This is a genomic window from Caballeronia sp. INDeC2 (genome assembly GCF_023631325.1).
GTDB lineage: Bacteria > Pseudomonadota > Gammaproteobacteria > Burkholderiales > Burkholderiaceae > Caballeronia.
In genome coordinates, this window is the sequence record NZ_JALQDG010000027.1 from 88,912 (window position 1) to 115,488 (window position 26,577).

Sequence of the window (26,577 nt, forward strand, 5' to 3'; positions counted from 1 at the left end):
TGAAAATGGGACTTCTCGTCGACGGAAAATGGCAGGACAAATGGTACGAAACGGCGTCCACGGGCGGGCGCTTCGTGCGCAAGGACGCCGCGTTTCGCAACTGGGTGACGGCCGACGGCGCGCCGGGGCCGAGCGGAGAGGGCGGCTTCGACGCTGAAGCCGGGCGCTATCACCTGTATGTGAGCCTCGCGTGCCCGTGGGCGCATCGCACGCTGATCGTGCGCGCGCTGAAGGGACTGGAAGCGATGATCGACGTATCGGTCGTGAACTGGCTGATGCTCGAAAACGGCTGGACCTTCGCCGACGGCCCGGGCGTCGAGCCCGACACGGTCAACGGCGCGCGTTATCTGCATCAGGTCTACACGGCGGCCGATCCGCATTACAGCGGCCGCGTGACCGTGCCGATCCTGTGGGACAAGGCGCGCGGAACGATCGTCAACAACGAGTCGTCGGAGATCATCCGGATGCTGAATTCCGCGTTCGACGGCATCGGCGCAAAACCGGGCGATTACTATCCGCGCGAGTTGCGGGAGGACATCGACGCGCTCAACGCGCGCATCTACGACACGGTCAACAACGGCGTCTACAAGGCGGGCTTCGCGACGACGCAAGCCGCCTACGAGGAAGCGGTGACGCCGCTCTTCGAGACGCTCGATTTTCTCGAGGAACGCCTGAGCACGCGGCGCTATCTCACGGGCGAGCGCTTCACCGAAGCGGACATTCGCCTCTTCACGACGCTCGTGCGCTTCGACGCGGTGTATGTCGGCCACTTCAAGTGCAATCTGCGGCGCATCGCGGATTATCCGCATCTGTCGAAGTACGCGCGCGAGATCTACCGGATGCCGGGCGTCGCGGCGACGGTGAACTTCGAGCACATCAAGCGGCATTACTACGAGAGTCATCGGACGATCAATCCGACGGGCATCGTGCCCGCCGGACCGGTGCTCGATTTCGACGCTGCCTAATCGTACCGATACACGCCGCGCTTCGTCTTGCGCCCGAGACGCCCGGCCGAAACGAGCTCGCGCAACAGCGGGCACGCGCGGTACTTCGAATCGCCGAAGTCTTCGAGGAACACGTCCATCACCGAGAGGCACACGTCGAGGCCGATCAGATCGGCGAGCGCGAGCGGGCCGATCGGATGATTCGCGCCGAGCTTCATGCCCGCGTCGATTTCCTCCGCGCTCGCGACGCCTTCGTAGAGCACGAAAAACGCTTCGTTGATCATCGGCACGAGAACGCGGTTGACGACGAAGCCTGGCGAGTTGCGCACGCCGATCGGCGATTTGTCGAGCTTCTCGGTGAGCTCGCGCACGGCGGCAGCGGTTTCGTCGCTCGTCTGCACGCCGCGAATCACTTCGACGAGTTGCAAGAGCGGCACCGGATTGAAGAAGTGCATGCCGATGAAGCGCTCGGGCGTGGCGAGCGTCGCGGCGAGCGCGGTGATCGAGATCGACGACGTGTTCGACGCAATGATCGCATCGGCGCGGGCGGCCCCTTCGATCTGCTTCAGGATGCGATTCTTGAGCTCGGCGTTCTCCGTCGCGGCTTCGATCACGATGTCGGCTTGGGATAGACGCGCGTAATCGGTCGACGTCTCGATGCGCTTCAACGCCGCGTCGCGCGCGGACGCTTCCAGCTTGTCCTTCGATACGAGCCGTTCGAGGCTGCCCGTGAGCGTGGCGACGCCCTTGGCGAGTGCGGCGTCGGTGACGTCGATCAGCACGACCTCGAAGCCCGCGACGGCCGCGACCTGCGCGATGCCGTTGCCCATGGTTCCCGCGCCGACGATACCGACGGTCTGAATCTTCATGCTTTTGCTTCTCCTTGATCTGCGCCGGCCGTAAAGCCGGCAAACCGGAAAGGGTCGAAAGCGCGTAAGACGCGTCCAGCCATCGATTCTAACCAGTGGCCAAGGCTGCGGCGTTACCCGAAAGCCGTCAAATCCTTCGGGGCGATGCCGTTTGCATGACAGAAGGCAGCGTAGCGGTCCCAGCCGCTCTTCCAGTTTTCAGCGGCGAGCACTTGGCCGCTGTCGTTCACGAAGAGCAGCTCCCCCTGGATGATGTTGAGCGTGACGATGTCCGCGCTGCCCGAATCTCCGGCGAGCGCTTCCGGCGTGTGGCTCGACCCCGCCGTCTCGTACACGATGCTCCCCGGCCCTGCGATCCAGTCGTGCTCGCGATACTTCCAGCGTCCCTCGACCGTATAGACGATCACCGTCCCCGTATGCCGATGCCGCGGCATCTGGCCTTTCGCCGGCGCTTTCATGAGCGCGATGACCTCGCCGCGAACCGGATCGAGCTTGAAATACTTGACGAGCACGCGCTCGCTGTACGGCGTGAACGGCACCCAGGGCAGGTCGGCGTCGTTGAGGCAGGTGGTCTGGATCTGTTCGAACAGCATGATGTCGGCTCCCGGTATTCAGCAGTGCATTGTAGGCAGCCCCGGGCGCGGCGAACATCGGCCGAACGGACGACCCCTTTCGTCCAAGCCGGATCGCGCCGTATCTGCTATCGTCCACGCCATGCCCATCATCATCACTGTTTCCAACCTGTCCAAGACCTACGGGTCGGGCTTCCGCGCGCTCCGGAACGTGAATCTGGAGATCCGGCGCGGCGAAATTTTTGCGCTGCTCGGCCCGAACGGGGCGGGCAAGACGACGCTCATCAGCACCGTCTGCGGCATCGTCAATCCGAGCGAGGGAAAGGTCACCGTCGCCGGTCACGATATCGTCAGCGATTACCGCGCCGCCCGCGCGATGATCGGTCTCGTGCCGCAGGAACTCACCACCGATGCGTTCGAGACCGTCTGGGCGACCGTGTCGTTCAGCCGTGGCCTCTTCGGCCGGCCGAAGAATCCGGCGCATGTCGAAAAGGTGCTGAAGTCCCTCTCGCTATGGGCGAAGAAGGACAACAAGATCATGACGCTCTCGGGCGGCATGAAGCGTCGCGTACTGATCGCGAAGGCGCTCGCGCACGAACCCGAGATCCTCTTTCTCGACGAGCCCACTGCCGGCGTCGACGTAGAGCTGCGCCGCGACATGTGGGAGCTCGTGCGCGAGCTGCGGGCCAACGGCGTGACCATCATCCTCACGACGCATTACATCGAGGAAGCGGAGGAGATGGCGGACCGCATCGGCGTGATCAATCGCGGCGAGATCGTGCTCGTCGAGGAAAAGCGCGAACTCATGCGCAAGCTCGGGCAGAAGAAGCTCACGCTGCAGCTCGAACAGCCGCTAGCGCACATTCCCACGCCGCTCGAGCCTTACGGTCTCACGCGCTCGGCGGACGGCGGCGAGCTCACCTACACGTACGATGCGCACGACGAGCCGGGGCGCATCATCGCGCTGTTGCGCCACGTCGACGAAGCCGGCGTGCGTTTCAAGGATCTGCAAACGACGCAAAGCTCGCTCGAAGACATCTTCGTGAGTCTCGTCAGGGAAACCAAATGAATCTATACGCCGTTCGCGCGATCTATCGTTTCGAAATGGCGCGCGCCGGGCGTACGCTGATGCAGAGCATCGTGTCGCCCGTCATTTCGACATCGCTTTATTTCGTCGTTTTCGGGGCCGCCATCGGCTCGCGCATTCCGGAAGTCGACGGCATCAGTTACGGCGCGTTCATCGTGCCGGGGCTCGTGATGCTGTCGCTGCTCACGCAAAGCATCGCCAACGCGTCCTTCGGCATCTATTTTCCGAAGTTCACGGGCACGATCTACGAACTGCTGTCCGCGCCGGTGTCGTACTTCGAGCTCGTTTTGAGCTACGTGGGCGCGGCCGCGACGAAGTCCGTCATCCTCGGCCTGATCATTCTTCTTACCGCACGATTATTCGTGCCGCTCAGAATCGATCATCCTGTCTGGATGGTCGTATTCCTGCTGCTCACGTCCGTGACGTTCAGCCTGCTCGGGTTCATCATCGGCATCTGGGCGGACGGCTTCGAAAAATTGCAGATCATTCCGCTTCTGATCGTCACGCCGCTCACGTTTCTCGGCGGCAGCTTTTATTCGATCAACATCCTGCCGCCGTTCTGGAAGGCCGTTGCGCTGTTCAATCCGGTCGTCTATCTGATCAGCGGCTTTCGCTGGAGCTTTTACGGAATCGCCGATGTCCAGGTCGGGGTAAGTCTTGGCATGACGCTCGTGTTTCTTGCCGTGTTCATCGCGATCGTCGCGTGGATCTTCAGGACGGGATACAGACTCAAAACGTAGCGGCGCCGGCTGGGCGGATGAAGGCATGAGGACGGTCATCGGATGAAAATCATGAGACGCACGAAGCGCAATTTTCTCGGTGTGATGGCCACCGCCTTCACGGGCGGCGCGGGCGCTTCGGCGCCGGCCCGATCGTACGAGATCGATCACAGCAGCGCGGAGTGGCGCCGCCGTCTTTCATCCGAGCAATTCCGCGTGCTCAGGCGCGGCGGCACCGAGCCGCCGTTCGCGAGCCCGCTGCTCAGGGAACGGCGTGAGGGCACGTACGCGTGCGCAGGATGCGGGTTCGCACTGTTCTCGTCGGCGACGAAGTTCGACAGCGGCACCGGCTGGCCGAGCTTCTGGAAGCCTCTCGACGGCGCCGTCGCGATGCACCCGGAGGCGACCGGCCACATGCGCAACGAGGTGCATTGCCGGCGCTGCGGCGGGCATCTCGGCCATGTCTTCGACGATGGACCGAAGCCCACGGGCCTGCGCTACTGCATGAACGGCGCGGCGCTCGAATTCCGGCACGACGAAGCCTGACGTCGCGCGCTCGTCCACCTTACTCGCGACTTTTCAAATGAACGCACCCGAACTCAAGCTCGATCCCGCGAAGACCGCACTCGTGCTGATCGATCTGCAGGCGGGCATCGCAGCCTTGCCCGTGCAGCCTCACGACGCCGCGACCGTGCTCGCCAACGCGCGCGCGCTCGCCGATCGCTTCCGCGCGCTCGGCGCGCCGGTCGTGCTGGTCAAGGTGGCGTTTCCGAACGGGCCGGGCGGCCTGCGCCCGATCACCGACGCGGGACAGGCGCAGCAAGCGCCGGAGCCCGCGGGCTGGAGCGAATTGAGCGCGGAACTGGGCGTGCAGGCGTCCGATATAGTCGTCACCAAGCGGCAGTGGGGCGCGTTCTATAACACGGATCTCGACTCGCATCTGCGCCGGCGCGGCATCGACACGATCGTGCTGGGCGGCATCGCGACGGCCATCGGCGTGGATTCGACGGCGCGCGGCGCGCACGAGCGCGGCTACCAGCAGATATTCGTTGAGGACGCGATGAGCGACTTGCACGCCGACACGCACGAATCGACCTGCCGCTACATCTTCCCGCGCATCGGCCGCCTTCGTTCGACGCATCAGGTCCTGGCGGCGCTGGCATAGCGGCGCGCGTCGCCTATTCTGTAGCGTACGTCCTATATCGACGGACGCGAGCGAGGTGCGGTGATGGCGGCCATTCCGAAAGTAGCGATCGCGTGTCAGGGCGGCGGCAGCCATGCGGCGTTCGCCGCGGGCGTTCTCGACCGGTTGCTGAGCGGCGAGTCTTTGAACCGCTTCGAACTCGTCGCGCTGTCGGGAACGTCGGGCGGCGCGATGTGCAGTGCGCTCGTGTGGGCAGGGTTGCTCCTTGGCGGCCCTCCCGACGCGAGGCGCCGCCTCGCCGCATTTTGGAAGGATCTGGAGGCGCGCGGCGGGCCGGATGTCGTCGCCAATGCGCTCGGGACGTGGTACGCGCGGCTGCCCATCAACGCGGAAATCAGCCCGTATCTTTATCCGCCGGTTGCGGAGGAGCGCCTGCGCGAACTGCTCGACAAGCATCTGCCGTTCGCGTTGCTGCCGACGGAGCATGAGCAACGGGCGCGGCCCACGCTTCTCGTCGGCGCGACCGATGTGCGCACGGGCGATCGCGTGATCTTTCCCGGCGACAGGCTCGATCAGGATCAACTGGTCGCATCGGCCGCGGTGCCGCCGCTGTATCGCGCGGTCGCCGCAGACGGACGCATGTGCTGGGATGGCCTCTTCAGCAGCAATCCGCCCGTGCGCGAGTTCACCGATATCGCGCTCGACATGCGGCCCGACGAGATCTGGGTCGTGCAGATCAATCCGCAATATCGTCGCGAGATGCCCGAATCGATGAACGAGATCATCGACCGGCGCAACGAACTTTCCGGCAATCTTGCGCTGGGGCAGGAGTTGTACTTCACGACGCGCGTGAACGAATTGCTGAAGGCCGACGCATCGCTGGAGAAGCGTTATAAGCCGATCAAGGTTCGCGTCGTGCAGATGCATCTCGACGCAAGGGATTATCCCGGGCCGCTCGACTATGCATCGAAGCTCGATCGCAATCCGGCGCTGATTCATGCGCTGATCCGCAAGGGACGCGAGCGCGCGGAATGGTTTTTCGATGAACGCTCCGACTGGCCGAGGGAGGGCACGGCGCCGCACAAGAGTGTGTATGCGACGACGCCGGCGGTGATGGCGGGGAAGGCGAAATGAACATTCGCACTCCGTGATATTGCATCGATTAAGAGAACTCTTGTGGTTCTTACGTTGGTGTTTCCTTATTTTGTAGGCACTCGCTGGCGGGACCCCGCCTGCCGGTTCGAGAGTGTCCGTTCATCCCCGTGTTCGGGCGCGACGCTCTTCCCTGAGCGGTGGACGCGCGGTGCGGTTGGGCCGCGCGTCTTTTCGGGTGCTTTGCAGATTCTTGAGGGGAGCGATTATGTATAGGTTTTAGTTCGCCGACGGGAGATCTTTGCCGCTAAGCAATATTGAATGTTCGCGGGCCGGAACTAGCCGGAAGCGGATACCGAAGTAGCGAAGAGAGATAATATCGACGCGTTGAAAGCTTATAACATGCTAACAGTTATGCCGTATGCTAACCGGCAATTTGCAGGCATACTTCTTCCTTGGGTGGATCGAGCGATATGACAACGAGAGATATTGATCAAGCTGGAAGCGAGGTAGAAAAAGACACGATTGATGACAAATCTCGATCGACAGCAAAGAAGACGGCTCGGAAGGCTTCGACATCTCAAAAGTCAGATCCAATCGCAGAACATAACGCTCGTGTCGCGGCAGCCGTGGAAAAGAAATCCGCTCGTGCTTCACGTCCTTTCCCCGCTTGCCCATTCGAAGAAGCTGTACTGTTTGCAAAGCAGATGTATGAGTTCGGGGCAGGCCGTCCGGTTAGGAAGATCACGTTGTTCGACCATATTGGCAAGTCACCGGATAGCGGTCCCTCGCGACAGTTGATTACCAACTCGGGCAAATATGGCCTGACCAAGGGCGGCTATCAAGCAGAAATACTTGAACTAACGCCCGAGGGCACTAAAGTTGTAGATATAGATCAACCTCAACGCGAGCGAGCGAAGGCACGGATATTTCTGGCGCTAGAAAACATTCCCGTTTTCAAGAAGCTCTACGAAGGTTTTGTTGGGAGTAAGCTTCCTCCTAAGGCGGCGCTGATCGACGTCGTGAAGACTCAAGGAGTCAGTGATGATCTGGCCGATGAAGCGGTCGAAACATTTACCGTAAATCTTCGCGATGTGGGCTTGTTGCAATCCTTGGCAGGCGCAGAGCGGATCATCACGATCGACCATTATCTTGATTCGCTCCCACAGGCGAGTGTGACCCCACCGATGCGAGTGAATACCGGTGAAGAGGGGGGCTTCACAAAGCGAGCGGAGCCCTCGGGAATGTTGGTAACGTCTGATCATGCGCGATACGACACCGCTTGCTTTTACATTAGTCCCATCGGATCCGCTGGTTCTGACGAGCGAAAACATTCGGATCTTATGTTGGGTTCCATCGTAGAGCCTGCTCTTGAAGGCTTCGGACTCACTGTTGTCCGCGCCGATCAAATTGACAAACCAGGTACTATCACGCGTCAGATTTTTGACTACCTTCTGCGATCCCGTCTCGTAGTCGTTGATCTGTCGTTTCACAACCCCAACGTGTTCTATGAGCTTGCGGTGCGCCATGCTGCTCGCTTGCCGGTGGTACAGATTATTCGCGCTAGTGACCGGATCCCGTTTGATGTAAATCAGATGCGCACGATCGCGATCGACACTACGGACATCTACAGCCTAGTGCCCCAGTTACAGTCGTATGTCGCTCAGGTGGCCAGCCACGTAAGACGAGCTCTGCAGGATCCAGATGCCGCTGATAATCCACTTGCTACGTTCTATCCCGGGTTTCGCGTTCAAGTGTGACGTAGCAGTGGCGACTAGGGCGAAATATAGGTTTGGCAGATAGTCTGCAATGCGTGTGTTGTGCATAGCGCCTTTAGTAGCGTCATGTCTTCGCGTTCTATGCACGGCCGGGAAGGCTGTGATAGTCGGCTGTCGAGAACCTACGCATTAATGCTGGATTACATCAAACTCCGAGAGCGAACCTAGTCGAACGCCTGCGTGCGCGCATTGCGGCTTGCCGCTCAGGGCCGCAAATACTCATTCATTAGCGTTGCTATGACATTCGAGGCTACGAAAGCGCGAACGGTGGAAAACGCCGCAAACTGCCTCGCGATGGCCGGCGCTCCAACGTCGGCAAAGACCGAACTCTCGCCCTCCAGGCCAACTCGCAGACCGTCTGCCATGTGTTAAAGCTGCGCCAGAATGCGCTCCGTGGTTGACGCGCCACTACAAATCGACAGCCGCCTTTTCCCCGTAAGTCCGCGCAGAACCTTTTTTACCCCTCTCCCGTCACCCACCCGTCGCCGCCACTAGGCGCACCAACGTAATCTCCGACGGCGCCCCCAACCGCTTCGGCGGTCCCCAATACCCCGTCCCCCGGCTCGTATAGACCCAAAGCCCATTAAACTTCACCAACCCCGCCACAAACGGCTGCTGCAATCGCACAAAAAAATTCCAGGGCAAAAACTGCCCGCCATGCGTATGTCCCGAAAGCTGCAGCGTGAAGCCCGCTTCGGCCGCTGCCGTGGCGCTGCGCGGCTGATGCGCGAGCAGCACGCGCACGGTGGCATCGTCGGGGGCGCCGCTGATCGCCTTCGCGGGATCGCTGCGATGCGCCGGATCGAAACTGCCCGCGCCGTAATCCGTGACGCCCGCGACAACGGCCTGTGCGCCGTCGTGATTCAGCACGACATGCTGATTGAGCAGCACCGTCAAACCCAGTCGCCGGAATTCGGCGATCCACTTGTCCGCGCCCGAGTAATACTCGTGATTCCCGGTCACGAGAAACGTGCCGTGCCGCGCGCTCAGGCCCGCGAGCGGGCGCGTGTGATCGGCGAGATTAGGCACGGTGCCGTCGACGACATCGCCCGTCACGGCGATCAGATCCGGTTCGAGCCCGTTCACGGCCGCCACGATGCGTTCCACATAGTGACGTTTGATCGTCGGTCCGACGTGGATGTCGCTGATCTGCGCGATCGTGAAGCCGTCTAGCGCGGCGGGCAGATTATCGATGGGCACATCCACGCTCACGATGGGCGCGCGCCGCCGCGCGTTGTAGAAGCCGATCGCCGAGAACAGCACGGCCAGCAGCGGCACGGCGAGCGCGCTATCGGCGACGAACGCCGGCGATCCGACGGGCGCGCCGCGCATCCAGTCGACGAGATGTACGAAGAACAGAATCACGTCGCGAGCGAAGGTCAATAAAAGCAGCGACGAGAAAAAGCCCAGCGCGGTCAGCCCGAGCCACGCCAGGCGATCCGCGAGCGACTGCGGTTCGATCTGCCGGGCCGCCATGCCAAGTGGAATGACGATGACCGATACCGCGAGCACGACCGCCGCCAGCACCTTGAGCGTCAGGCCGACGGGCGCGTCCGGGATGAGCCGCACGCCGACATAGATATGAAACAGAACGCCGATGCCGATGAAGCGGAGAAAGAATGCCGAGCGTCGCATAGCGCTCCTGGAGGGATCGAAGAAGCGGCGGGAAGACGGGCAGCGTGCGCCCGTGCTGGATATGGAACCGATTCTAACGGTTCGACGCCGCGCATGCCCTCGACCATTCGTTTTCGGCGGACCGGAAACAAAAAGCCCCGACACGAGTGTCGAGGCTTCTCTCACTTCACAAGCACGACGCGCGATCAAACCGCCATGCAGAGATACTTGATGACGACGTAATCGTCGATGCCGTAATGCGAGCCTTCGCGCCCGAGTCCCGACTGCTTGACGCCGCCGAACGGCGCCACTTCGTTCGAGATCAGGCCGGTGTTGATGCCCACCATGCCGTATTCGAGCGCTTCGGCCACGCGCCAGATGCGGCCGATGTCGCGGCTATAGAAGTACGCCGCGAGACCGAACTCGGTGTCGTTGGCGAGGCGCACGACTTCATCGTCGGATGAAAATTTGAAAATCGGCGCGAGCGGCCCGAACGTTTCCTCTTTCGCGACTTTCATGTCGGGCGTGACGCCGGTCAGCACGGTCGGCTCGAAAAAGCCGTGACCGAGCGCGTGACGCTTGCCGCCCGTCGTGAGCGCGGCGCCTTTTGCGAGCGCATCCTCGATATGCGATTCAACCTTCTGCACGGCCGCTTCGTTGATGAGCGGTCCGAGCGCCACGCCGCTTTCGGTGCCGAGTCCGACCTTGAGGTTGCCGACCGCGGCCGCCAGTTTTTGCGCGAACGCATCGTAGACGCGCTCGTGCACGTAGAAGCGGTTCGTGCACACGCAAGTCTGTCCGCTGTTGCGATACTTCGATGCAATCGCGCCTTCCACGGCGGCGTCGAGATCGGCGTCGTCGAACACGATGAACGGCGCGTTGCCGCCGAGTTCCAGCGTCACCTTCTTGACCGTCGGCGCGCTTTGCGCCATGAGCAAGCGGCCCACGGCGGTCGAGCCGGTGAACGACAGCTTGCGTACGACAGGGTTGCCCGTCATTTCGCCGCCGATGGCCTTCGGGTCGCCGGTGAGGATGTTGAGCACGCCCTTCGGCAGGCCCGCGCGCTCGGCGAGCACGGCCATCGCGAACGCGGAGAAGGGCGTCGCTTCGGCGGGCTTCACGACGATCGGACAACCCGCTGCGAGCGCCGGGCCGACCTTGCGCGTGATCATCGCGGCCGGGAAGTTCCACGGCGTGATCGCGGCGCATACGCCGATCGGCTCCTTCGTCACGACGATGCGCTTGTCGGCGGCGGGGGTCGCGAGCGTGTCGCCGGCGACGCGCTTGCCTTCTTCCGCGAACCATTCGATGAACGATGCCGCGTACGTGATTTCGCCCTTTGCTTCGGCGAGCGGCTTGCCTTGCTCGGTCGTGAGGATGAGCGCGAGATCGTCGGCGTTCGCCATCATCAGGTCGAACCAGCGGCGCAGGATGATTGCGCGTTCTTTTGCGGTTTTCTTGCGCCATGCGGGCCATGCGGTGTTGGCGGCATCGATGGCTCGGCGCGTTTCGTTTGCGCCCATTTTGGGTACTGGGCCCAGGGATTCGCCGGTCGCGGGGTTGACGACTTCGAATGTCTCGCCGGTGTCGGCTTGTTGCCATTCACCGTCGATGTAGGCCGCGTGACGCAGTAGCGTCGGGTCCTTTAGTTGGTTCTTCAAGCTCATGGTCTTGCGAGTCCTTTTTTGAGGTTGGGCGGTTTTGTTTGTCGCCGGATCCCGTTTTGTCTTTGATTTATTAGCACTGCCCCGGGGAGGGGCAGAACCAATAGACCGACACGAAAACAGGCTTCCACGAAAACCCACGCAAATCAAACAAAACAAACACGCGAGGCATCAAACTCTGCGCCTCGCGCATAAAAACATCAAAAAAAATCAAACCGCAACACCAACCGTCTCAACAAGCACGTCTTCGAGAATCCCAACAGCCTCATCGAAAACAGGCTCCTGAATAGTGAGCGGAAACAAGAACCGAACGACGTTCGAATAAACCCCGCACACCAGCAGCAACAACCCGCGCTCCAACGCGCGCGCCTGCACGCGCTTGGCAAACGCCGCATCCGCATCATGCGAACCGGGCTTGCAGAACTCGACGGCAATCATCGCCCCAGGCCCTCGCACATCGGCGATCTGCGGCACATCAGCCTTGAGCGCTTCGAGCTTCGCTTTGAGTTTGTCGCCAAGCACAGTCGCCCGCTCGCAGAGCTTTTCGTCGTCGATGACATCGAGCACCGCGTGCGCCGCCGCCACCGCCAGCGGATTGCCCGCATACGTGCCGCCGAGACCGCCGGGCGCGGCCGCATCCATGATCTCCGCGCGCCCGACGACGCCCGACAACGGCATGCCGCCCGCCAGCGACTTTGCAATCGTCATCAGATCCGGCACGACGCCGTGATGCTCCATCGCGAAAAGCTTGCCGGTGCGCGCGAAGCCGGTCTGCACTTCATCTGCGATGAGCAGAATGCCCTGCTCGTCGCAGATCTTGCGCAGGCCGCGCACGAACTCCGCCGGCGCCGCATTGAAGCCGCCTTCGCCCTGCACCGGCTCGAAGATCATTGCGGCGACGCGCGTCGGCTCGATGTCCGCCTTGAACAGATGTTCGATCGCGCGCAGCGAATCCGCAACCGACACGCCGTGTAGCGCGTTCGGGAACGGCGCGTGGTAGACGTCCGACGGGAACGGCCCGAAGCCGATCTTGTACGGCGCGACCTTGCCGGTGAGCGCCATGCCCATCAGCGTGCGGCCGTGGAAACCGCCCGTGAACGCGATAACGCCGGGACGGCCCGTCGCCGCGCGCGCGATCTTCACCGCGTTCTCGACGGCTTCCGCGCCGGTCGTGAAAAACGCCGTCTTCTTCGCGTGCGAACCGGGCGCGCGGGCGCTGATCTTCTCTGCGAGCGACACATACGACTCGTACGGCACGATCTGATACGCGGTGTGCGTGAAACAGTCGAGTTGCGCGCGGATCGCCTCGACGATCTTCGGATGTCGATGCCCCGTGTTGCACACCGCGATGCCCGCTGCGAAGTCGATGAAGCGGCGGCCCTCGACGTCCCACAGTTCCGCGTTCTCGGCGCGCGCCGCGTAGAAATCGCACATCACGCCCACGCCGCGCGGGGTCGCGGCATTCTTGCGGGCGTGCAGGTCGGCGTTCTTGAGGTTGGTGCTCACAGGGAAATCTCCTTCGCGCGAGAGCGCATGTCGATGGTGGCCGCATCGGCCGACTGAATTTAAAGACGACTATAGTAAGATTTGGCCCTCAAGTTCAGAGCCATTTCAATAAATCTATAGGAGCCAATTCGATGTCCAACCGCGCGAGCGTGCTTTCCGACTGGCTGGCGCAGCGCCTCGACCGCAGCAATGGCCAGCCGATCTACCGGCAATTGCACCGGCTCTTGCAGCAGGCGATCCTGACGCGTGAGCTCGGGGCGGGCGCGAAAGTGCCGTCGTCGAGGCTGCTAGCGGCGGAATTGGGCGTCGGGCGCAATACCGTGACGCAGGTCTACGAGCAGCTTGCGCTCGAAGGCTACGTTTCGTCGGCGACGGGGCGCGGCACGTTCGTCGCGGACAGCGCGCCCGACGAAATCCTGTTCGACGATGCGCCGCCCGCGGCCGCCGCTTCCGCCGATGCGCACTCGACGCTGTCCACGCGCGGCGCGCGGCTGATCTCGGGCGCGGGCGTGTCGAAGCGCCAGGGCGGGGCGTTCATGCCGGGCGTGCCGGACGTGTCCCGCTTTCCGTCGCGCGTGTGGAACCGGCTGCACGCGAAATACTGGCGCAAGCCGCTGCCGGACCTGCTCACGTACGCGCCGGGCGGCGGCCACGCGGGCCTGCGCCACGCGCTCGCGCACTATCTGCGCACGTCGCGCTCGGTGCGCTGCACGCCGGAGCAGATCGTCGTGACGACGGGCATCCATCAGTCGATCGATCTCGCCGCGCGCCTGCTCGCCGATTCGGGCGACACGATCTGGACCGAGGATCCGTGCTACTGGGGCGTGCGCAGCGTGTTGCAGGTGTCGGGGCTCGATCTGAAGGCGATTCCCGTCGATTCGGAAGGCATCGCGCCGACGCCCGCCGACATCGCGTCGCCGCCGAAGCTCATGCTCGTCACGCCGTCGCATCAATATCCGCTCGGCATGGTGATGAGCCTCGCGCGCCGCCGCATGCTGCTCGAATACGCGCGTCAGCACTGCTGCTGGATCATCGAGGACGATTACGACAGCGAGTTCCGCTATGGCAGCCGGCCGCTCGCGTCGCTGCAGGGCATGGATCCGGCGGGGCAGGTGATCTATGTAGGCAGCTTCGGCAAGACGCTGTTTCCGGGGCTTCGGATCGGCTATGTGGTCGTGCCGGAAGCGCTCGCGGACAGCTTCGCGACGGCGAGCGCGGAGCTGTATCGCGAAGGGCAGCTATTGCAGCAGGCGGTGCTTGCGGAGTTCATCGAGCAGGGCCATTTCACTTCGCATATCCGGCGGATGCGCGCACTCTACGGCCAGCGCCGCGACGCGATGCTCGCGACGATCGCCGGGCGTTACGGCAATACGCTCGCGATCGCGGGCGGCGACGCGGGGCTGCATCTCGTTTTGAAGCTTCCCCAGCATGTCGATGATCGCGCGCTCGCCGCAGCGGCGCTCGCCGAGGATATCGTCGTGCGGCCGTTGTCGGGGTACTATGCGCGTCGGCCGGATGCGGAATCGGGTTTGCTGATCGGGTATGCGTGCGTGCCGGATGAGGAGATCGGATCGGCGTTCGGGAAATTGGCGGGGGTGATCGATCGGTTCCTGGGCTAGAAAACGGGCGAAACTTCACGATCGGCTTTCGTCGATCCAAAAAAATCGCACGGGGAACTGGCAAGCGCGGCGCATGTGGAGGATCATGTGCGCCGTTTTCCACGTATCCGCATCATCTCAGCAAAGGCTTCCCCATGACGACTTCCTCCGACCAACACTTCACCGTCATCGCCGATCTCTCCGACGACGCGCCCTCGCTGCGCGAGATTCGCCACGACATCCACCGTCATCCGGAGCTGTCCTACGAGGAGACGCGCACCGCGGCGCTCGTCGCTGACCGGCTGGAAGAGTGGGGCTGGCAGGTGACGCGCGGCGTCGGCGGCACGGGCGTCGTCGGCATGTTGAAGGCGGGCGACGGCACGAAGAGCATTGGACTGCGCGCGGACATGGACGCGCTGCCGATCATCGAGCAGACCGGCAAGCCCTACGCAAGCGAGACGCACGGCAAGATGCACGCGTGCGGCCACGACGGCCATACGACGATGCTGCTCGGCGCCGCGCGCCATCTCGCGCGCACGCGCCGCTTCAGCGGCACGGTGCATCTGTATTTTCAGCCGGCGGAAGAGCACGGTGTGCCGAGCGGCGCGCAGAAGATGATCGAGGAAGGCCTGTTCGAACGATTCGATTGCGATGCCGTCTTCGGCGTGCACAACCATCCCGGCGCGCAACCCGGCACGTTCCTGTTCCGCAAGGGACCGTTCATGGCGGCGGGCGATCAGGTGTCGATTGTGATCGAAGGCGTCGGCGGGCACGCGGCGCGGCCGCATCTCTCGGTCGATCCGGTCGTCGTGACGGCGAGCATCGTGATGGCGCTGCAGACGATCGTCGCGCGCAATGTCGATCCGGCGCAGCCCGCCGTCGTCACCGTCGGTTCGATGCACGCCGGAACGGTGAACAACGTTATCCCCAGCCGCGCGACGCTCGAACTCTCGGTGCGCTCGTTCGACCGCCAGGTGCGCGAACTGCTGAAGCGCCGCATCAAGGAACTGGTCGAATCGCAGGCCGTGAGCTACGGCGCGACGGCGACGGTGAAGTATCTGGAGGGCTATCCGGTCGTCGTCAATTCGGATGCGGAAACGGAGTTCGCGATTCAGGTGGCGCGCGAACTGGTCGGCGAGCAAAACGTCGTCGCGCAGGCGGATCTGCTGATGGGCAGCGAAGATTTCGCGTTCATGCTGCAGCAGCGGCCCGGCTCGTTCCTTCGCCTAGGCAACGGTGCGGGCGAGGACGGCTGCATGGTCCACAACCCGCACTACGATTTCAACGACAAGAATCTGCCGATCGGCGCGGCATACTGGGCGCGGCTCGTCGAACGATTCCTCGCGTGATCGGAAGCCTTACGCCGGCAGCCTGAAACTCCCGATCGCCTCGCGCAGCACATCCACCTGATCCTTCAGCGAATGCGCGGCGGCGGCCGCCTCTTCGACGAGCGCGGCGTTCTGCTGCGTCACCTGATCCATCTCGACGACCGCGCGATTCACTTGCTCGATGCCCGCGCTCTGCTCGCGCGACGCGTGGCTGATCTCGTCGAGAATCTCGTTCACGCGGCGCACCGATTGCACGATCTCGGTCATCGTCGCGCCCGCGTTCGTCACGAGCGACGCGCCTTGCTGCACCGTCTGCGTCGATGTCTCGATGAGCGCCTTGATCTCCTTGGCCGCCGTCGCCGAGCGCTGCGCCAGGCTGCGCACTTCGGCCGCCACGACCGCGAAGCCGCGTCCCTGTTCGCCCGCGCGCGCCGCTTCGACGGCCGCGTTGAGCGCGAGGATGTTCGTCTGGAACGCGATGCCGTCGATCACGCCGATGATGTCGCCGATCTGCTGCGAGCTCGCCGTGATGCGCGTCATCGTGTCGATCACGTCGTCGACGACCCCGCTGCCGCGCGTCGCCACATCCGCCGCCTGTTCCGCGAGCCGCGCCGCCTGCGCCGCGCTTTCCGCGTTGTTCTTCACGTTGGCGGTCATCTGGTCCATGCTCGACGCGGTCTGCACCAGCGCCGCGGCCTGCTCCTCGGTGCGCTGCGACAGGTCGGTATTGCCCGACGCGATCTCCGACGCGCCCACGTTGATGTTCTCCGTGCCGTTGCGCACGCGCGAGACCGTCTCGACGAGGCCGCGCTGCATGATGCTCAACGCATGCAGAAGGCTCGTCGTGTCGTTCGGATGGACGTCGACGGCGCTCGTCAAATCGCCGCGCGCGATGCGATGCGCCGCGTCGACCGCGAGTTCCAGCTCGCCGCCCAGATTGCGCCGGATGCTGCGCAGGACGATCAGCATCGCGGCCGTTGCGATGCCGCCGAGCACCGCCGTGATCGCGAGCCAGCGCAGCGCGCTCGCCCAGAACGCGCTCTGCACGTCGTCCATGTACATGCCGGTGACGAGATACCAGTCCCACTGCGCAAAACGCTGCGCGTAGGAGAGCTTGCCGACCGGCTTGTCGCTGCCGGGCTTCGGCCACAGATAGCTGATGAAGCCGCCGCCCGGCTGATCGCCCGCCTTCACGATATCGACGAACAGGCGATTGCCCGCCGGATCCGTATAGGTCGACAGATCCTTCCCGTTCATGGCCGGCTTGATCGGATGCATCACCATCGTCGGATGCGAATCGTTGATGGACAGATAGCCGTCCGTGCCGTAGCGAATCGCGCCGACCACTTCGAGCGCGCGCTTTTTCGCTTCCTCTTCGGTGAGCGTCTTGTTCGCGGCAAGCGCGGCGTAGTGCGCCGTGACGGCGTGCGCCTCGTTGACGAGGGTCTTCAACTGCTCCTTGCGGTCATCGATCATCGACGTTCGGTTCTGCCACGCCCCGATGATCCCGATCGAAATCAGGCCGATCCACAGTACGGCGATCAGCGAGCCGAGCTTCTTGTTCAACGTCATTCTGTTCATGTTGCGCCGTCGCCTCTTTGCGTTGTCTGGTGCGACGGCGCACGCCGCCGCATGCCCGCTTTACGGCAGGCGAGGGCGGCGGATGTAGGGCGGGAATTCCCGTAGGGAACGCGCCGGATCAGAGACGGCGGATCGGATCCTTGTCGGGCGGCGCGTCGGGATGCTGCGGCTCGTCCGGGCGATGACCCGGCGAAGGCGGCGTGAGCGGATCGGCTTCCGGATCGCGGTTCGGGTCCGCGATGGGATCCGGAACGGGACTGGTCTGCATGTCGAATTTCATGATGTTCCCCGCAAGGTGAGCAGCGTTACAAGGACTCGTGCGTCGCCGGCATGTGCAGCGTGAACGGCTCGCCCGGATGCGCGTCGCCGATGGTCGAGAGCGCGGCGCGGGCGCGTGCGACGATCGCGTCGCTGCCGGTGTCGCGCGGATGTTCGTCGAGCACGATATGCGGCGTGCCGAGCCCGCGGGCCGCGGCGACGGGCGATGACGCGGCGGCGTCGTCGGACACGAGCAGGCGCGCGTTGGCGATCAGGCGCGGCAGCGCGGCCGGCGCGACGGCGCCCGCGAGAAAGAGCGCGGCCGTCTGCATCGCGCCGAGCACGCCGGCGGTGCGCTCGGGATCGGGCGCGTCGCCGACGATGGCGATCTGCCAGCCATCGGCGGCGAGCTGGTCGGCGACATCGGCATAACGTTGCGCGGGCCATGCGGGCACGGCGTGATGGCTGCCCGGATGAATCAGCACCAGGCGCTCGCGCTCGATGCCGTGGAATGCGGCGAGCTCGTCGTAGGCGCCGGCTTCGTCGCGATCGGCGGCGGGCGGCGGCGCGGCGTCCGCGCACGGAACCACGCTCGGCGCGTCGGGGACGAGCGCGGTCGCGAGGTCGTCGGTCAACGTGGAAAAGGGATTGGCTCGCATCCTGGCTCCTGCAAGTGGTGTGGCCACGTTCGATGTCCGCAAATCCGCGGGGCCAGCGCTGGCAAGCACCCGCCATGCCCAGGGCGTTGTCGGCGCGTTCTGCCTGAAGGCGCATGCAGCGAACACGGATTGCGTCCCGAACCGTGACAGTTTGACCGTCGGTTTCGGCATCTGTCACGTATTGAAGGAGGCGCGGCGGCGCTCGTCAAGGCGCGAGCATTTCCAGAGTCGATGTAAAAAGCCGCCGCCTCGCGGTGCGAGGGCGGCGGCTTTCATACTGCTTTCGGACTTTGCGCGGCGAGCGGGCGTTCAGGTTTCCGTGTTGCCGTCGTCGGCGGGCAGCGTCTTCGGCGTGAACGCTTCGGCGCGGCGGCGGATGCGCTCGACTTCGCCGGTCACGAACGTGCGCTCGTCCGCGGCGAGCGCCTGCTGATACGACGTGCCTTCCGGCACCCGATGCAGCAGCGCGCGCAATTCGCCTTGCGTCGTCTGTTCGACCGGTTCGTAGTCGTACAGGCCGAGTTCCAGTTCGGCGCGTTCGTGCAGGATGAACAGGCACGACGCGAACACGGCGACGCCGAGCACTTCCTGCACGCCGAAGCGGAATTCGTGCGGCACCGGCGAGAACGGCAGCCACGCGATGAGCGCGACGCCTGCAAGCGCCACCGCGATGGTCACGTTCAACAGCAATTGCAGACGCGCGATGATGCGCTCGCGTTCGGTCTGCAATTGCCCCGCCGATTTCGGCACGAGCGCGACGTTGGATTGCTGATGGCGGAGTTCTTCGAGCGGGAGAGCGGCCATGGAGGTTGTCGTCGGGACCATCGGTAAGCGCCAGAGCGGCGCGACACCGGTATAACGCGCGGCTTACAGGAACGTTGACGACGCTTTCTTCTTGTTTCGTCCTGTTTCGTCCTGTTGCATTTAGCGCGTCCGGTCCCCGACCGGCGTGCGGATGGTCGCGGTGCCGTCCGCGATCTGCTGCGCGAAGACGAGCGCCTCGACGATCGTCCCGAAGACTTCCGCGCGCACTTTTTCGTCGGTCAGGCGCATCAGATACGACGGGTGATAGGTCGGCACGATAATGCGCCCCTGATGTTCGATGGTCTTGCCGAGATACTCGGACAGCGCCGTGCGATGCCCCGTGAGCGCCTTCAGCGCCGTTGCCCCGAGCGCGACGACGGCTTTCGGTGCGACGCGCTTCAGTTCTTCCTCCAGCCAGTATCGGCAGGCCTCGCGTTCGCGCTGCGCGGGCGCGAGATGCGCGCGTTCCTCGCCGTGCGCTTCCCACTTGAAGTGCTTCACCGCGTTCGTCAGATAGAGCGATTCGCGGGCAAGCGCGGCCTCGGCGAGCAGTTCGTCGAGCAGCGCGCCCGCCGCACCGGCGAACGGCTTGCCCTCGCGATCTTCCTGATCGCCGGGCTGCTCGCCGACCAGCATCACGCGCGCCCCGGCGGGGCCGACGCCCGGCACGGCCTGCGTCGCGTTGCGCCAGAGCGCGCAGCGCTTGCACGCGTCGAGCGACGGCGGCTCCGTCAGCAACGTGCCCTTGATCGGCTCCAGATCCGTGTTGATGGCCACTTCCATTTCGGGCGGCACGCTGCGCGGATGGCGATCGCGCCGCGAATAGGGATCGGCGCGGGAGATCAGCGCGGGATCGGTGCGCGCGTTCGGCGGGCTTTTCCAGTAGCGCACCGGCATATGCGACGCCATTTCGGCGGCGTTCGCCTGCGCGGGCGCGAAAGTGCTTTCGTAGTACGCGAGCCAGAGCGCCTCGATGGCGTCGCCGCTCACCGCTTCGCCGCTCATGGCGGTGTCGCCGAAATCCATCGGCTTTTCCTCCGGCTCGCTCGTGCGGTCCACGCGCAACAGCGCGCCGTCCCAGAAGGCGGCGCCGTGCGGCGTGGCGATCATCCACGTGGCGCTGCCCATGCGGCTGGCGAAATGCAGCGCGGCGTGCTCCAGCAGGTCGTGCACCGGCTCGAACCAGCTGATGAATTCGGGCGGCCCGAGTGACGAATCGCGATGCCGGAAGCGCAGTTTGCTGCGCATCTCGCGCTCCTCCGCCTCGACCGATTCGATCATCCGGCGCAGTCGATGACCGTCCGCGTCGTCCGGCGATGCGATCGCGCGGTCGCCCTGCGTCCAGCGCCACAGCGCCTTGTAGAGAAACGGCCAGCGATCCGGCACGCGATAGCACGCCGCCGTTTCGAGCATGGCGAGGAATTTGCCCGCGACCCTGACGGGCTTCTTCGCGTTCGGATCCACCGAGCCGGACGCGGATGGAACGATAGAGCCGAACACCGTGGCCGAGGCATCGGTTTCGAGCCACTGCACGTGCGCGGGCTCCGCGCCCTCCATGAGAAGCGCGCGCGCCTTGGAACGCCAGTCGGCAAACGACGGATCGATGGTGACGCATTTCATCGGCGGGCGGAATCGGAAAAGTACTGTATATCCATACAGTGATTCTAGCGACGCCGAGCGCTTTCCGGCAACTATTTGGCGGGGATCGTGCCCTTTCACACAGGGCGCGCCGCCTGCCGAACGATATGGGAACGCTCATTGCTGAAATCGATCCGTCGCGGCGCTCGATTGCCTGCGGACACACTTACTCACGGAGCCGCCAATGCTTGCCATCGTCATTCCCGCTCACAACGAAGCCGCGCATATCGGCGCGTGCGTGGCGGCTGCGCGTCGCGCGGCGGATCATCACCAGTTGCTCGGCGAGACGACGCGCGTGATCGTCGTCGCCGACAGTTGCGTCGATGAAACCGCGGACATCGCGCGGGTGCTGGGGGCGGAGGTGTCGTGCATCGATGCGCGCAACGTCGGCATGGCGCGCGCGCATGGCGCGGAGCGGGCGCTGGCGCTGGGGGCGCGCTGGCTCGCATTCACCGACGCCGATACGACCGTCGCCGAAGACTGGCTCGTGCGTCAGCTCGATTGCTGCGCGGACGCCGTGTGTGGCGTGATCGGCGTGCATGACTGGTCGCCGCATATCGGCGCGGTGCGCGAGCACTTCGGCCGCACGTACACCGACGCGGACGGGCATCGGCATATTCATGGTGCGAACCTGGGCGTGTCGGCGAAGGCGTACGTGCAGGCGGGCGGGTTCGCGCCGCTGGAAACGAGCGAGGATGTGGCGCTCGTCGAGGCGTTGGTCGCGAGCGGCGCGAAGATCGAATGGAGCGCGTCGCCGCGCGTGGTGACGAGCGCGAGGACGGATTTTCGGGCGAAGAAGGGATTCGGCGCGACGCTGCTGGAAGTCAGCAGGCGTTATCTGCCCATCGGCGCCGACGGCACGGATTCAGCCGATTCGGTGGCTATCGCGGCGTGAAGGCGGCCGGGCGTCAGATCTGCCCGAGATCGCCCGGCAAATCGACATCACGCAGCACGTTCGCATCGTCGACTTCGATGACGAACGGCGCGTGCGTCGAAAAGATGCCGCGTGCGCCGGCATCGCCGTCGAGCGCGGCGAGCGCCTCGCGATGCGCGATGCCGAATCCCGCCGGATGCCCGCGCTTGCCCTGATAAAACGGCGCGACGAGTTCCGCGCCCGCGTCGAGCTGCCGCGCGACCGCCTCGTACGTTGCGGCTTCGATCCACGGCATGTCGCCGAGCGCGACGAGCCAGCCGTCAGCTTCGGACGTTGCGCGCACGGCCGCGCCGAGCGTCGCGCCCATGCCGCGCTCGGCATCGATGCTGAAGATGACATTGCAACCCGCTTCGTTCAGGACATCGGCGAGTTTTTCGGCGCCGGGCCGCACTATCGCAATTACTTCGGAGGCGACCGCGAGCAGCCTGCGCGCCGATTGAAACACGACGGGCGTGCCGCCGGGAAGGGCGGCGAGCAGTTTGTTATGGCGTCCGGAAGGATCGAAGCGGGTGCCGAGACCCGCCGCCAGCAGGATGCCGGTCGCGTTCGACGAGTAGGTCATCGCGGCTGCTCGTGTGGGGATCGAATGGCGATTGTGCGGCGCATCGAAGATCGTCGCAAGCATAAAAAAAGCACGCAACGGTCGCGAAAACCGCCGCGTGCTTCGTTTCGCGTCATGCCGTCGTCGGCGGCAATACCTTGTCGAGCGTGATCGGCAGATCGCGCACGCGCACGCCCGTCGCGTGATACACCGCGTTGCCGAGCGCGCCCGCCACGCCCGTTATCCCGATTTCGCCGATGCCCCGCGCGCCGTGCGGATTGATGTGCGGATCGGGCTGCCCGATGAACGAAATATCCAGCATGTCGATATCCGCGTTCACCGGTACGTGATACTCCGCGAGATTCGCGTTGGTGTAGCGCCCGTAGCGCGCATCCATCTCGCTTTTCTCGAAGAGCGCCGAGCCGACGCCCCATACGATGCCGCCCATCAACTGACTGTGCGCCGTCTTCTCGTTGAAGAGCGTGCCGACGTCGTACACGCCGACGATGCGCGGCACGCGAACGATGCCGAGGTCCGCATCGACATGCACTTCCGCGAACACGGCGCCGAACGAGTGGAACGAGTACTGCTTTTTCTCGTCGCCGGGGCGCGTCGTCGCGACGGCTTCGATCGCGCGGCCGCCGTTGCGCGCGATGATCGCCGCCGCCGGATCGCGCTTGTCCGGATTCGACACGCTCACCACCCAGCCGTTGGACACCGTTACGTCCTCGCGCGCGAGTCCGGCGACGGGCGATCCGCGATCCGCGAGTGCCATCGCGATGAGCTGATCGCGCGCCTGCATGGATGCCGCGCGCACCGCCGGCGACACGCTCGCCGCCGATTGCGAGCCGCCCGACACCGGCGCTTTCGGCAGCGACGAGTCGCCGAGCGCGAAGCGCACGTAATCGAGCGGAAAGCCGAGCGCATCGGCGGCAACCTGCGTCATGATCGTGTAGGTGCCGGTGCCGAGATCCTGCGTGCCGGAAGCGACCATCGCGGTGCCGTCGGGCAGGATGCGCGCGACCGCCGACGCCTCGCTGCGGTTCGCCGGATACGTCGCCGTCGCCACGCCCCAGCCGACGAGCGTGTTGCCCTCGCGCATCGAGCGCGGCGCTGCGCTGCGTCGCGCCCAGCCGAACTTTTCCGCGCCGCGCGTGTAGCACTCCATCAGCGCCTTGCTCGACCAGGGCTTCTTCTCCTGCGGCTCCATGTTCGCGTAGTTCTTCAGGCGAAACGCGAGCGGGTCCATCTTCAGCTGATACGCCATCTCGTCCATTGCCGTTTCGAGCGCGAACGAGCCGCTCGTCTCGCCGGGCGCGCGCATGAAGGTCGGCGTGCCGATGTCGAGCTTCACGAGCTTGTGCGACGTCGACTGGTTCGGCACCGCGTAGAGCATGCGCGTGACGATGGCCGAGCTTTCGGTCCAGTCCTCGAAAGTCGAGGTGGTCGACACGACGTCGTGACGCATGCCGGTCATGACGCCGTCGTCGCGCGCGCTGACCTGGATGCGCTGCTCGGTGTACGGGCGATTGCCGATCATGCCGAACATCTGCGGTCGCTCGAGAACGAGCTTGACGGGCCGGCCGGTCTGCTTCGACGCCATCGCCGCCAGCACGACGTGCGACCACACCGAGCCCTTGCAGCCGAAGCCGCCGCCGACGAACGGGCAGATCACGCGCACGTCGTCCTCGGAGATGCCGAAGAACTTCGCCACCGCGCTTTTCGCGCCCGATACGCCTTGCGTCGCGTCGTAGAGCGTGAGCTTCGGACCGTCCCAGCGGGCGACCGTCGCGTGCGGCTCCATCGGATTGTGATGCTCGTAGGGCGTCGTGTAGACGGCGTCGAGGCGCGTCGGGCCTTGCCGCAAGCCGGCGTCGACATCGCCGCGCTTCGTCGTGATCGCGCGCCCCATCATCTTTTCCGGCTGATACGCGGAAGCCTTCGCGTGCGCGAAATCGGCATTGGGCATCGCGGCTTCGTAGCGCACGTCCACGTAACGCGCGGCGCCTTGCGCGTGCTCCAGCGAATCGGCGACGACGACCGCCACCGGCTCGTTGCTGTAACGCACTTGGTTGGTTTGCAGGAGCGTCAACTTGCGCACGGCGGGCGGCTGCGCGTCGGGGACGCCGCCGTTGGGCAGACGCATCGCATTCTGATACGTCATCACGAGCAGCACGCCGGGCATGGATTGCGCGCGGCTCGTGTCGATCGACGCGATGCGGCCGCTCGCGACCGTGCTCGTGATGAGCACCGCATGCGCGAGCTTCGCGTCGGTGTTGTCGGCCGAATAGCGTGCCTGGCCGGTGACCTTCAGCACGCCGTCGGTGCGATCGAGCGGTTGTCCGATGAACGTCATGCGACACCTCCTGCCTGTTGAAGCGCGCGCACGATCGCACGCTGCGCGAGCGCGACCTTGAACGCGTTGTCGCGCTGCGGCGCCGCGCCCTGCACGGCGAGCGCGGCGGCGGTTTGCAGCGTCGATTTGTCGAGCGATTTGCCCGCGAGCGCCTGTTCGGTCGCGTTCGCGCGCCACGGCTTGTGCGCGACGCCGCCGAGCGCGATGCGCGCGCTTTTCACGGTGTCGCCGTCCATCTGCAACGCCGCCGCGACGGACACGAGCGCGAACGCATAGCTCGCGCGGTCGCGCACCTTCAGATATTTCGAGTGATCCGCGAAGAGCGGCGGCGGCAGATCGACGGACGTGATCAGCTCGCCCGCCTGCAAGGTTGTGTCGAGATCGGGCCGCTCGCCCGGCAGCCGATGAAACTCCGCGAACGGAATCGTCCGCTCGCCGTTCGGGCCGGTGACGCGTACCACGGCATCGAGCGCGGCGAGCGCGACGTTCATGTCGGATGGATTCGTCGCGATGCATTGACGGCTCGCGCCGAGAATCGCGTGCATGCGATTGTTGCCATCGATGGCCGCGCACCCGCTGCCCGGCGCGCGCTTGTTGCACTGGGGAAAGCCGGTGTCATAGAAGTACGAGCAGCGCGTGCGCTGCATCAGATTGCCGCCGACGGTCGCCATGTTGCGCAATTGCGCCGACGCCCCCGAGAGCAGCGCCTGCGACAAGAGCGGATAGCGCTCGCGCACCCAGGCGTGGTTTGCGGCGTCGCTGTTGCGCACGAGCGCGCCGAGCCGCAGGCCGCCGTCGGGCAGCGCGGTGATGCCGTCGAGCGCGTCGATGTGTGTAATGTCGACGAGTCTCACCGGCCGCATCACGCCGCCTTTCATGAGATCGAGCAGATTCGTGCCGCCGCCGATGAACATCGTGCCCGGCTGGCTCGCCGCCGAGAGCGCGGAACCGATGTCGGCGGCGCGCTGATAGGAGATCGCGTCCATGTGCGTCTCCCTTAGGCGTTGCCCGACGCGACGGCTTTCACCGCCGCGACGATGTTCGGATACGCGCCGCAGCGGCAGATGTTGCCGCTCATGCGCTCGCGGATTTCATCGTCGGAGAGCTGCGCCGGGCGAAAGCGCACGTCGGCGGTGACGGCGCTCGCGTCGCCTTTGCGGTATTCGTCGATGAGCGCCGTCGCCGAGCACAATTGCCCGGGCGTACAGTAGCCGCACTGAAAGGCATCCTTCTCGATGAACGCCCGCTGGATCGGCGCGAGCGTGTCGCCGTCGGGCGCGAGGCCTTCGACGGTCGTGACGGATTCGCCGTCGTGCATCACCGCGAGCGTGAGACACGAGTTGATGCGCCGGCCCGACACGATCACCGTGCACGCGCCGCACTGTCCGCGGTCGCAGCCTTTTTTCGTGCCGGTGAGGTTCGCGTATTCGCGCAGCGCGTCGAGCAGCGTCGTGCGCGCTTCCACTTGCAATTCATACGGATGGCCGTTGATGGTGAGCTTCACGGGCATCATCGGCAGGGCGGCGGGCGGCGGTGCGGCGGCTGGCGTCGCCGCGGCTTGCTGTTGCGCATGCGCGAGCGGCGCGGCGCTCACGGCCGCCGCCGCCGCGGCCGACTGAAGGAAACGCCGGCGCGACGGCTTCTGCGCCGTGTCGCTGGCGTCGTGGGGATGGGTATCGGCTGGGGACATGGGGATCGGTTCTCCTCGCTCGTTCGGAAGGACGCCGCGCCGGCTCGAATCTTTATAGGCTTTTTGGCTCGCGACCGATTGCGACGGATCGGGCGGAGCGCCGATGTTCGAGTTCACGGGAGGCGTATGAGGCGCGGGGGCGCGATCGCTCGTCGACTGTAAGGGAACCGAACGTTCGTCGTCCCGCAACCGGTGAGGTGC

24 protein-coding genes are annotated in these 26,577 nt (G+C 64.6%); 10 read left to right on the top strand and 14 right to left on the bottom strand.

Features of this window, described 5'->3' with window-relative positions; genetic code table 11:
- The first annotated feature begins 5 nt into the window (after positions 1 to 5).
- Positions 6 to 965: a glutathione S-transferase family protein gene (locus NCS28_RS15985; RefSeq protein WP_250514727.1), complete on the top strand. Its 960-nt coding sequence runs from the start codon at positions 6 to 8 to the stop codon at positions 963 to 965.
- Here the strand turns inward: NCS28_RS15985 and NCS28_RS15990 are convergent.
- Complete coding sequence (locus tag NCS28_RS15990) at positions 962 to 1,813, bottom strand: 3-hydroxybutyryl-CoA dehydrogenase (protein ID WP_250514728.1); 852 nt, start codon at positions 1,811 to 1,813, stop codon at positions 962 to 964. The two genes, NCS28_RS15985 and NCS28_RS15990, sit on opposite strands and share 4 nt — an antisense overlap.
- A gap of 113 nt (positions 1,814 to 1,926) precedes the next feature.
- On the bottom strand, positions 1,927 to 2,406 hold the full coding sequence (locus tag NCS28_RS15995) for a 2,4'-dihydroxyacetophenone dioxygenase family protein (RefSeq protein WP_250514729.1): 480 nt from the start codon (positions 2,404 to 2,406) through the stop codon (positions 1,927 to 1,929).
- Between the two features lie 121 nt (positions 2,407 to 2,527).
- Here NCS28_RS15995 and NCS28_RS16000 point away from each other — a divergent pair, with 121 nt between their 5' ends.
- The 6 genes from NCS28_RS16000 to NCS28_RS16025 all read left to right on the top strand — a co-directional run bounded on the left by NCS28_RS16000 (position 2,528) and on the right by NCS28_RS16025 (position 8,187).
- A complete protein-coding gene (locus tag NCS28_RS16000) occupies positions 2,528 to 3,454 on the top strand; it encodes an ABC transporter ATP-binding protein (protein ID WP_250514730.1) in 927 nt (308 codons plus the stop codon).
- Entirely contained in the window at positions 3,451 to 4,212 is a 762-nt protein-coding gene (locus NCS28_RS16005; protein ID WP_250514731.1) for an ABC transporter permease, read from the top strand. Before NCS28_RS16000 ends, NCS28_RS16005 begins: the two co-directional genes overlap by 4 nt.
- 42 nt (positions 4,213 to 4,254) lie before the next feature.
- Positions 4,255 to 4,737 carry a peptide-methionine (R)-S-oxide reductase MsrB gene (gene msrB / locus NCS28_RS16010; RefSeq protein WP_250514732.1) on the top strand — a complete coding sequence of 161 codons (483 nt, stop codon included), beginning with the start codon at positions 4,255 to 4,257 and terminating at the stop codon, positions 4,735 to 4,737.
- Positions 4,738 to 4,774: 37 nt separating this feature from the next.
- The gene (locus NCS28_RS16015; RefSeq protein WP_250514733.1) at positions 4,775 to 5,356 is read left to right on the top strand and encodes a hydrolase; all 582 of its coding nucleotides are present in this window, start codon (positions 4,775 to 4,777) and stop codon (positions 5,354 to 5,356) included.
- 63 nt (positions 5,357 to 5,419) lie between these two features.
- Positions 5,420 to 6,469 carry a patatin-like phospholipase family protein gene (locus NCS28_RS16020; RefSeq protein WP_250514734.1) on the top strand — a complete coding sequence of 350 codons (1,050 nt, stop codon included), beginning with the start codon at positions 5,420 to 5,422 and terminating at the stop codon, positions 6,467 to 6,469.
- A gap of 431 nt (positions 6,470 to 6,900) precedes the next feature.
- Positions 6,901 to 8,187, top strand: coding sequence for a hypothetical protein (locus tag NCS28_RS16025; RefSeq protein ID WP_250514735.1), 1,287 nt, complete (start codon positions 6,901 to 6,903; stop codon positions 8,185 to 8,187).
- A 489-nt stretch (positions 8,188 to 8,676) separates the two neighbouring features.
- On the opposite strand, the gene NCS28_RS16030 is transcribed toward NCS28_RS16025, so the two are convergent.
- From NCS28_RS16030 to gabT, 3 genes are all read right to left on the bottom strand, one after another.
- Positions 8,677 to 9,840 (bottom strand): metallophosphoesterase, encoded by a 1,164-nt coding sequence (locus NCS28_RS16030; RefSeq protein WP_250514736.1) that lies wholly within the window; start codon positions 9,838 to 9,840, stop codon positions 8,677 to 8,679.
- A 185-nt stretch (positions 9,841 to 10,025) separates the two neighbouring features.
- Positions 10,026 to 11,486, bottom strand: coding sequence for an NAD-dependent succinate-semialdehyde dehydrogenase (locus NCS28_RS16035; protein ID WP_250514737.1), 1,461 nt, complete (start codon positions 11,484 to 11,486; stop codon positions 10,026 to 10,028).
- Between the two features lie 207 nt (positions 11,487 to 11,693).
- The gene (gene gabT, locus NCS28_RS16040) at positions 11,694 to 12,989 is read right to left on the bottom strand and encodes a 4-aminobutyrate--2-oxoglutarate transaminase (RefSeq protein WP_350029796.1); all 1,296 of its coding nucleotides are present in this window, start codon (positions 12,987 to 12,989) and stop codon (positions 11,694 to 11,696) included.
- A 131-nt stretch (positions 12,990 to 13,120) separates the two neighbouring features.
- On the opposite strand from gabT, the gene pdxR reads away from it, so the two are divergent.
- Together pdxR and NCS28_RS16050 are read left to right on the top strand one after the other, a co-directional pair.
- On the top strand, positions 13,121 to 14,608 hold the full coding sequence (pdxR, locus tag NCS28_RS16045) for a MocR-like pyridoxine biosynthesis transcription factor PdxR (RefSeq protein WP_250514738.1): 1,488 nt from the start codon (positions 13,121 to 13,123) through the stop codon (positions 14,606 to 14,608).
- A gap of 134 nt (positions 14,609 to 14,742) precedes the next feature.
- Positions 14,743 to 15,936, top strand: a complete 1,194-nt coding sequence (locus NCS28_RS16050) for a M20 aminoacylase family protein (protein WP_250514739.1) — start codon at positions 14,743 to 14,745, stop codon at positions 15,934 to 15,936.
- A gap of 9 nt (positions 15,937 to 15,945) precedes the next feature.
- Here NCS28_RS16050 and NCS28_RS16055 read toward each other — a convergent pair whose 3' ends face one another.
- The 5 genes from NCS28_RS16055 to NCS28_RS16075 form a co-directional block, all read right to left on the bottom strand.
- Positions 15,946 to 17,487 (bottom strand): methyl-accepting chemotaxis protein, encoded by a 1,542-nt coding sequence (locus NCS28_RS16055; RefSeq protein ID WP_250515032.1) that lies wholly within the window; start codon positions 17,485 to 17,487, stop codon positions 15,946 to 15,948.
- Positions 17,488 to 17,614: 127 nt separating this feature from the next.
- Complete coding sequence (locus NCS28_RS16060; RefSeq protein WP_174258043.1) at positions 17,615 to 17,776, bottom strand: hypothetical protein; 162 nt, start codon at positions 17,774 to 17,776, stop codon at positions 17,615 to 17,617.
- Between the two features lie 25 nt (positions 17,777 to 17,801).
- The gene (locus tag NCS28_RS16065) at positions 17,802 to 18,413 is read right to left on the bottom strand and encodes a glycosyltransferase family 9 protein (protein WP_250514740.1); all 612 of its coding nucleotides are present in this window, start codon (positions 18,411 to 18,413) and stop codon (positions 17,802 to 17,804) included.
- Between the two features lie 309 nt (positions 18,414 to 18,722).
- Positions 18,723 to 19,217, bottom strand: a complete 495-nt coding sequence (locus NCS28_RS16070; protein ID WP_250514741.1) for a hypothetical protein — start codon at positions 19,215 to 19,217, stop codon at positions 18,723 to 18,725.
- Between the two features lie 120 nt (positions 19,218 to 19,337).
- The gene (locus NCS28_RS16075) at positions 19,338 to 20,837 is read right to left on the bottom strand and encodes a UdgX family uracil-DNA binding protein (RefSeq protein WP_250514742.1); all 1,500 of its coding nucleotides are present in this window, start codon (positions 20,835 to 20,837) and stop codon (positions 19,338 to 19,340) included.
- Positions 20,838 to 21,039: 202 nt separating this feature from the next.
- Here NCS28_RS16075 and NCS28_RS16080 point away from each other — a divergent pair, with 202 nt between their 5' ends.
- A complete protein-coding gene (locus tag NCS28_RS16080) occupies positions 21,040 to 21,750 on the top strand; it encodes a glycosyltransferase family 2 protein (protein WP_250514743.1) in 711 nt (236 codons plus the stop codon).
- Between the two features lie 13 nt (positions 21,751 to 21,763).
- Here NCS28_RS16080 and NCS28_RS16085 read toward each other — a convergent pair whose 3' ends face one another.
- The 4 genes from NCS28_RS16085 to NCS28_RS16100 all read right to left on the bottom strand — a co-directional run bounded on the left by NCS28_RS16085 (position 21,764) and on the right by NCS28_RS16100 (position 26,376).
- On the bottom strand, positions 21,764 to 22,351 hold the full coding sequence (locus NCS28_RS16085) for a nucleotidyltransferase family protein (RefSeq protein ID WP_250514744.1): 588 nt from the start codon (positions 22,349 to 22,351) through the stop codon (positions 21,764 to 21,766).
- A gap of 112 nt (positions 22,352 to 22,463) precedes the next feature.
- Positions 22,464 to 24,686, bottom strand: a complete 2,223-nt coding sequence (locus tag NCS28_RS16090) for a xanthine dehydrogenase family protein molybdopterin-binding subunit (protein WP_250514745.1) — start codon at positions 24,684 to 24,686, stop codon at positions 22,464 to 22,466.
- The gene (locus NCS28_RS16095; protein WP_250514746.1) at positions 24,683 to 25,672 is read right to left on the bottom strand and encodes an FAD binding domain-containing protein; all 990 of its coding nucleotides are present in this window, start codon (positions 25,670 to 25,672) and stop codon (positions 24,683 to 24,685) included. The genes NCS28_RS16090 and NCS28_RS16095 overlap by 4 nt, the downstream gene beginning before the upstream one ends.
- An 11-nt stretch (positions 25,673 to 25,683) precedes the next feature.
- A complete protein-coding gene (locus NCS28_RS16100) occupies positions 25,684 to 26,376 on the bottom strand; it encodes a (2Fe-2S)-binding protein (RefSeq protein ID WP_250514747.1) in 693 nt (230 codons plus the stop codon).
- Positions 26,377 to 26,577 lie beyond the last annotated feature (201 nt).

Coding starts and splice junctions, on each gene's coding strand:
- NCS28_RS15985 (WP_250514727.1), top strand. CDS start 6: ATGGGACTTCTCGTCGACGGAAAATGGCAGGACAAATGGTACGAAACG.
- NCS28_RS15990 (WP_250514728.1), bottom strand. CDS start 1,813: ATGAAGATTCAGACCGTCGGTATCGTCGGCGCGGGAACCATGGGCAAC.
- NCS28_RS15995 (WP_250514729.1), bottom strand. CDS start 2,406: ATGCTGTTCGAACAGATCCAGACCACCTGCCTCAACGACGCCGACCTG.
- NCS28_RS16000 (WP_250514730.1), top strand. CDS start 2,528: ATGCCCATCATCATCACTGTTTCCAACCTGTCCAAGACCTACGGGTCG.
- NCS28_RS16005 (WP_250514731.1), top strand. CDS start 3,451: ATGAATCTATACGCCGTTCGCGCGATCTATCGTTTCGAAATGGCGCGC.
- msrB (WP_250514732.1), top strand. CDS start 4,255: ATGAAAATCATGAGACGCACGAAGCGCAATTTTCTCGGTGTGATGGCC.
- NCS28_RS16015 (WP_250514733.1), top strand. CDS start 4,775: ATGAACGCACCCGAACTCAAGCTCGATCCCGCGAAGACCGCACTCGTG.
- NCS28_RS16020 (WP_250514734.1), top strand. CDS start 5,420: ATGGCGGCCATTCCGAAAGTAGCGATCGCGTGTCAGGGCGGCGGCAGC.
- NCS28_RS16025 (WP_250514735.1), top strand. CDS start 6,901: ATGACAACGAGAGATATTGATCAAGCTGGAAGCGAGGTAGAAAAAGAC.
- NCS28_RS16030 (WP_250514736.1), bottom strand. CDS start 9,840: ATGCGACGCTCGGCATTCTTTCTCCGCTTCATCGGCATCGGCGTTCTG.
- NCS28_RS16035 (WP_250514737.1), bottom strand. CDS start 11,486: ATGAGCTTGAAGAACCAACTAAAGGACCCGACGCTACTGCGTCACGCG.
- pdxR (WP_250514738.1), top strand. CDS start 13,121: ATGTCCAACCGCGCGAGCGTGCTTTCCGACTGGCTGGCGCAGCGCCTC.
- NCS28_RS16050 (WP_250514739.1), top strand. CDS start 14,743: ATGACGACTTCCTCCGACCAACACTTCACCGTCATCGCCGATCTCTCC.
- NCS28_RS16055 (WP_250515032.1), bottom strand. CDS start 17,487: ATGACGTTGAACAAGAAGCTCGGCTCGCTGATCGCCGTACTGTGGATC.
- NCS28_RS16060 (WP_174258043.1), bottom strand. CDS start 17,776: ATGAAATTCGACATGCAGACCAGTCCCGTTCCGGATCCCATCGCGGAC.
- NCS28_RS16065 (WP_250514740.1), bottom strand. CDS start 18,413: ATGCGAGCCAATCCCTTTTCCACGTTGACCGACGACCTCGCGACCGCG.
- NCS28_RS16070 (WP_250514741.1), bottom strand. CDS start 19,217: ATGGCCGCTCTCCCGCTCGAAGAACTCCGCCATCAGCAATCCAACGTC.
- NCS28_RS16075 (WP_250514742.1), bottom strand. CDS start 20,837: ATGAAATGCGTCACCATCGATCCGTCGTTTGCCGACTGGCGTTCCAAG.
- NCS28_RS16080 (WP_250514743.1), top strand. CDS start 21,040: ATGCTTGCCATCGTCATTCCCGCTCACAACGAAGCCGCGCATATCGGC.
- NCS28_RS16085 (WP_250514744.1), bottom strand. CDS start 22,351: ATGACCTACTCGTCGAACGCGACCGGCATCCTGCTGGCGGCGGGTCTC.
- NCS28_RS16090 (WP_250514745.1), bottom strand. CDS start 24,686: ATGACGTTCATCGGACAACCGCTCGATCGCACCGACGGCGTGCTGAAG.
- NCS28_RS16095 (WP_250514746.1), bottom strand. CDS start 25,672: ATGGACGCGATCTCCTATCAGCGCGCCGCCGACATCGGTTCCGCGCTC.
- NCS28_RS16100 (WP_250514747.1), bottom strand. CDS start 26,376: ATGTCCCCAGCCGATACCCATCCCCACGACGCCAGCGACACGGCGCAG.